Origin of the sequence: Crocosphaera sp. Alani8, assembly GCF_038442745.1 — a bacterium.
In the GTDB taxonomy this organism is placed as follows: Bacteria; Cyanobacteriota; Cyanobacteriia; order Cyanobacteriales; family Microcystaceae; genus Crocosphaera.
On sequence record NZ_JARVCN010000312.1, the window covers coordinates 1 to 3,758 of the forward strand.

Here is a 3,758-nt window from a genome sequence, read left to right on the forward strand (position 1 = left end):
CTTTGTCCCCTAACTTTCGGCGAGTCCCCCCAGACTTTTTGAGAAGCTTCGTTAATTACTACTTAGATAGTGCGCCTGAATTGGTTAGGGAGGTTGGTTCTGTTCCTCGCACTGACTATGAGACCTACAAAACAACATTAGATGAAGAAATTGCTAAAGTACCTCAATCATGACACAAATCTTATCTAAAGATAGTAGTAGTGGGCAAATTTCTAATCGTTTCTTTCGTAATGTTCGAGAAAGGATTATCGAGTTTGCCCTTTTTCTAGCCGCCTTGTCTTCCGTAGGGACAACCTTTGGTATTCTCTATATTTTAGTAACTGAATCTTGGCTATTTTTCCGAGAAGTATCTATTTTTGATTTTTTGACAGATACTCAGTGGACTCCTTTATTTAACGATAAACACTACGGTATTTTACCGTTACTTTCGGGAACTTTTGTTACCTCAAGCGTTGCTTTATTGGTAGCTATTCCTTTGGGAACTATGGTAGCAATTTATCTCAGCGAATTTGCTTCGTCACGACTGAGAGAATGGATTAAACCCATCTTAGAATTATTAGCAGCTATTCCCACAGTTGTCTATGGTTACTTTGCCTTATTAGTAGTAACTCCTTTGTTACAAAAAGTATTCACCGAACTACCAACATTTAATATGTTAAGTGGTGGTTTAGTCATGGGTTTAATGATTTTACCCCTAGTTAGTTCCATCTGCGAAGATGCCATGAGAGCAGTTCCTGTGGTGCTAAAAGAAGGTTCTTACGCTATGGGAGCAACTCGTTTACAAACTGCTTTAAAAGTTGTCTACCCTGGGGCTATTTCTGGTATTGGAGCTGCTTATATTTTAGGGGCTTCCCGTGCGGTTGGGGAGACAATGATTGTGGCGATCGCATCAGGTTTATTACCTAATCTAACGGTCAATCCCTTAGAGCAAGGTGCAACTATTACCGCTTATATTGCCCAGGTTAGTTTGGGAGATTTGCCGCACGGAACGGTAGAGTATCAAACCATATTTGCAGCTGGATTAACCTTAGTGGTATTGACATTAATTTTAAATATCATTGGTTATTTTTTAGCTAAGCGTTATCGAGAAATTTATTAAGCATTAGGTCTATGTCGCGAGAAAATTTGGTCAATAATGTTTCCAGACGCAAACTAATTGATAGTTGCTTTGCAATTGTAGGTTTAATAATTATTTTTGTCGCTATTTTCATTTTATTGGGATTAGTTTTACAGATACTAATGGAGGGTTTACCCCGTTTAACACCGCAATTTTTTGTTTCTTTTCCTAGTCGTAAAGCTGAACAAGCAGGGATTCTTTCTGCTTGGGTGGGAACCAGTCTGGTTATGTTTGTAACCGCCTTCGTAGCTATCCCCATTGGTGTGGCTTCGGGTATTTATTTAGAGGAATACGCCGGTAAGAATTTACTGTCAGCTATCATCGAAATAAATGTTACTAATTTAGCCGGTGTTCCCTCCATTGTTTACGGTTTATTGGCCTTAGGATTGTTTGTCTATCAATTCCAGTTAGGACAAAGTGTTTTAACCGCAGGATTAACCTTAGCATTGTTAATTTTGCCAGTGGTTATTGTTACAACCCGTGAGGCTATTCGCTCCATTCCTATTAGTTTAAGGGAAGCTTCCTACGCCGTTGGAGCCACCAAGTGGCAAACAATCTGGGATCATATTCTGCCCTATTCTTCTGGGAGTATTTTAACAGGAATCATTATCGGTTTAGCCCGTGCCATCGGTCAAACTGCTCCTTTAGTTACCATTGGAGCGTTAACATTTATTGCGTTTTTACCGGAGTCACCTTTTCTGGGAGAATTTCCTTATTTACCATTGGAAACGACCTTTCCTTTCTTCAATTTTCAGAGATTTTTTGCCTGGTTAAACGCTCCTTTTACGGTGTTACCTATTCAAATGTTTACCTGGGTATCTCGTCCCGAACAAGAGTTTCAAGTTAACGCAGCGGCGGCTGGAACAGTTTTATTAATGATGACTTTAGGCATTAATGGCATTGCAATTTATTTACGTTATCGTTTACGTCAAGGAATCAAATGGTAGATAATTTTTCCCGTAATTCTCATCACCCAGAAACGATAGAGCCTAAAGTAGAGGTTAAAGATTTTAATTTTTACTACGGAAATTTTCACGCCATTAAAAATGTTAGTTTTACTATCTCAAAGCAAAAAGTTACCGCTCTTATCGGTCCTTCTGGTTGCGGTAAAACAACTTTACTGCGGTGTTTTAATCGCTTGCACGATCTTTATCCTAACAACCGTTACGAGGGAGAAATACGCTTAGACTCCTTAAACATTTTTAGCCCTAACGTGGACCCCATCGAAGTAAGAATGCGGGTAAGTATGGTATTCCAAAAACCCAACCCTTTTCCTAAATCAATTTACGAAAATGTGGTCTATGGGTTGAGGGTTAGAGGAGAAAAAAATAGAAGTATTTTAGACGAAAAAGTAGAGGAAGCTTTACAAAATGCGGCTCTATGGGATGAGGTAAAAGATCGCCTACACAAATCAGCTTACGATTTATCGGGGGGTCAACAACAAAGGTTATGTATCGCCAGGGCTTTAGTAACAGAACCAGAAGTTATCTTATTAGATGAACCCACATCCGCACTCGATCCCATTGCTACCAATAGTATAGAAGAGTTAATCAGTCATCTACAAGAAAAAGTGACCATGATTATTGTCACCCATAGTATGCAACAAGCAGCCAGAATCTCTGATTATATTGCTTTTATGTATCTAGGAGAAATGATCGAATTCGGAGATACTAAAGCTATTTTTTCTAATCCAGAGAATCAGAAAACCAAAGATTATATTAGTGGTAGAATTGGCTAAATGCGAAGCAGGAAAACTTTAATTTAGAACAATTATTGAATCTCTCTAACGATTTTGTTCAAAATTGCATTCCAGGAGCAAAAAAAACAACCATTTTAGATACCACAAGATTAATCGATTCTGGTGAATTATCTTGAATTAAGGCTCCAGGTTTTTTAGCTTCAACAAATGTTTTGAGTAGTGCTGCAATTACTAAATCCAATTTCCACTGTAAATTATTGCGAGATTTGTCTGGTAGAGCTTTTTGTAATTCGTCCAAACAAGCTTGAACCCCAGGCTCAAACTGCTTTTCGATTTTTGCTTTGATAAAGTCGGGTTCTGTAAGGCAACGTCCCATAAATCTAGCACATTGAAAACTGCGATCGCCGTTACTCAAAACAACTTTGAATCCAGGTTTTAAAAAAGCTTCTAATATCTTTTCCACAGAAGAGCAACCATTTTCCTGTCTGCACTTTGCTAACATTTCTTTCTCTTCTCGAACCACTGGTTCGGCAACCCTTTTAACAATGGCCATGTACAAGTCTTCTTTAGAACCAAAATGATAGCTGACGGCAGATAGGTTAACCCCTGCTTCTTTAATGATACTTCGCAAGGATGTACCCGCATAGCCATTTTCCGCAAATAGTTGTTCGGCAATGTTAAGAATATGTTCTGAAGTGTTAGGGGAGGTTGCCACAGCAATAGTTCAAACGATTGTTTTAATAACGATTTTAAAGATTTTCAGGAGCAAATGTCTATATCTTTGATTTATTCACTAATTCTAACACCGTGTCAAGGTAAATAGGTTGACTTTTATGGAAACATTCGTTTAAATAATTAAAACGAACGTTTGATTTAGAAAAATTTGCGAACGAAGCTTCTCAAAAAGTCTGGGGGGACTCGCCGAAAGTTAGGGGACAAAGA

The 3,758-nt window shown here is 38.3% G+C and carries 4 protein-coding genes; 3 read left to right on the forward strand and 1 reads right to left on the reverse strand.

The features are described from left to right. Positions 1 to 169 precede the first annotated feature (169 nt). The 3 genes from pstC to pstB are packed head-to-tail and all read left to right on the forward strand — an operon-like array spanning position 170 to position 2,855. Positions 170 to 1,099 (forward strand): phosphate ABC transporter permease subunit PstC, encoded by a 930-nt coding sequence (gene pstC / locus P9B04_RS16680; protein ID WP_342056110.1) that lies wholly within the window; start codon positions 170 to 172, stop codon positions 1,097 to 1,099. 11 nt (positions 1,100 to 1,110) lie between these two features. Continuing rightward, a complete protein-coding gene (pstA, locus tag P9B04_RS16685) occupies positions 1,111 to 2,064 on the forward strand; it encodes a phosphate ABC transporter permease PstA (protein ID WP_342056111.1) in 954 nt (317 codons plus the stop codon). Further along, positions 2,058 to 2,855, forward strand: a complete 798-nt coding sequence (pstB, locus tag P9B04_RS16690; protein ID WP_342056112.1) for a phosphate ABC transporter ATP-binding protein PstB — start codon at positions 2,058 to 2,060, stop codon at positions 2,853 to 2,855. Before pstA ends, pstB begins: the two co-directional genes overlap by 7 nt. 58 nt (positions 2,856 to 2,913) lie before the next feature. Here pstB and P9B04_RS16695 read toward each other — a convergent pair whose 3' ends face one another. Beyond that, positions 2,914 to 3,531 (reverse strand): TetR/AcrR family transcriptional regulator, encoded by a 618-nt coding sequence (locus P9B04_RS16695; protein WP_342056113.1) that lies wholly within the window; start codon positions 3,529 to 3,531, stop codon positions 2,914 to 2,916. Positions 3,532 to 3,758: the final 227 nt, after the last annotated feature.

What these genes read in the sequence shown, in the direction of transcription:
- pstA (WP_342056111.1), top strand. Translation starts at nt 1,111, where the DNA reads ATGTCGCGAGAAAATTTGGTCAATAATGTTTCCAGACGCAAACTAATT.
- pstB (WP_342056112.1), top strand. Translation starts at nt 2,058, where the DNA reads ATGGTAGATAATTTTTCCCGTAATTCTCATCACCCAGAAACGATAGAG.
- pstC (WP_342056110.1), top strand. Translation starts at nt 170, where the DNA reads ATGACACAAATCTTATCTAAAGATAGTAGTAGTGGGCAAATTTCTAAT.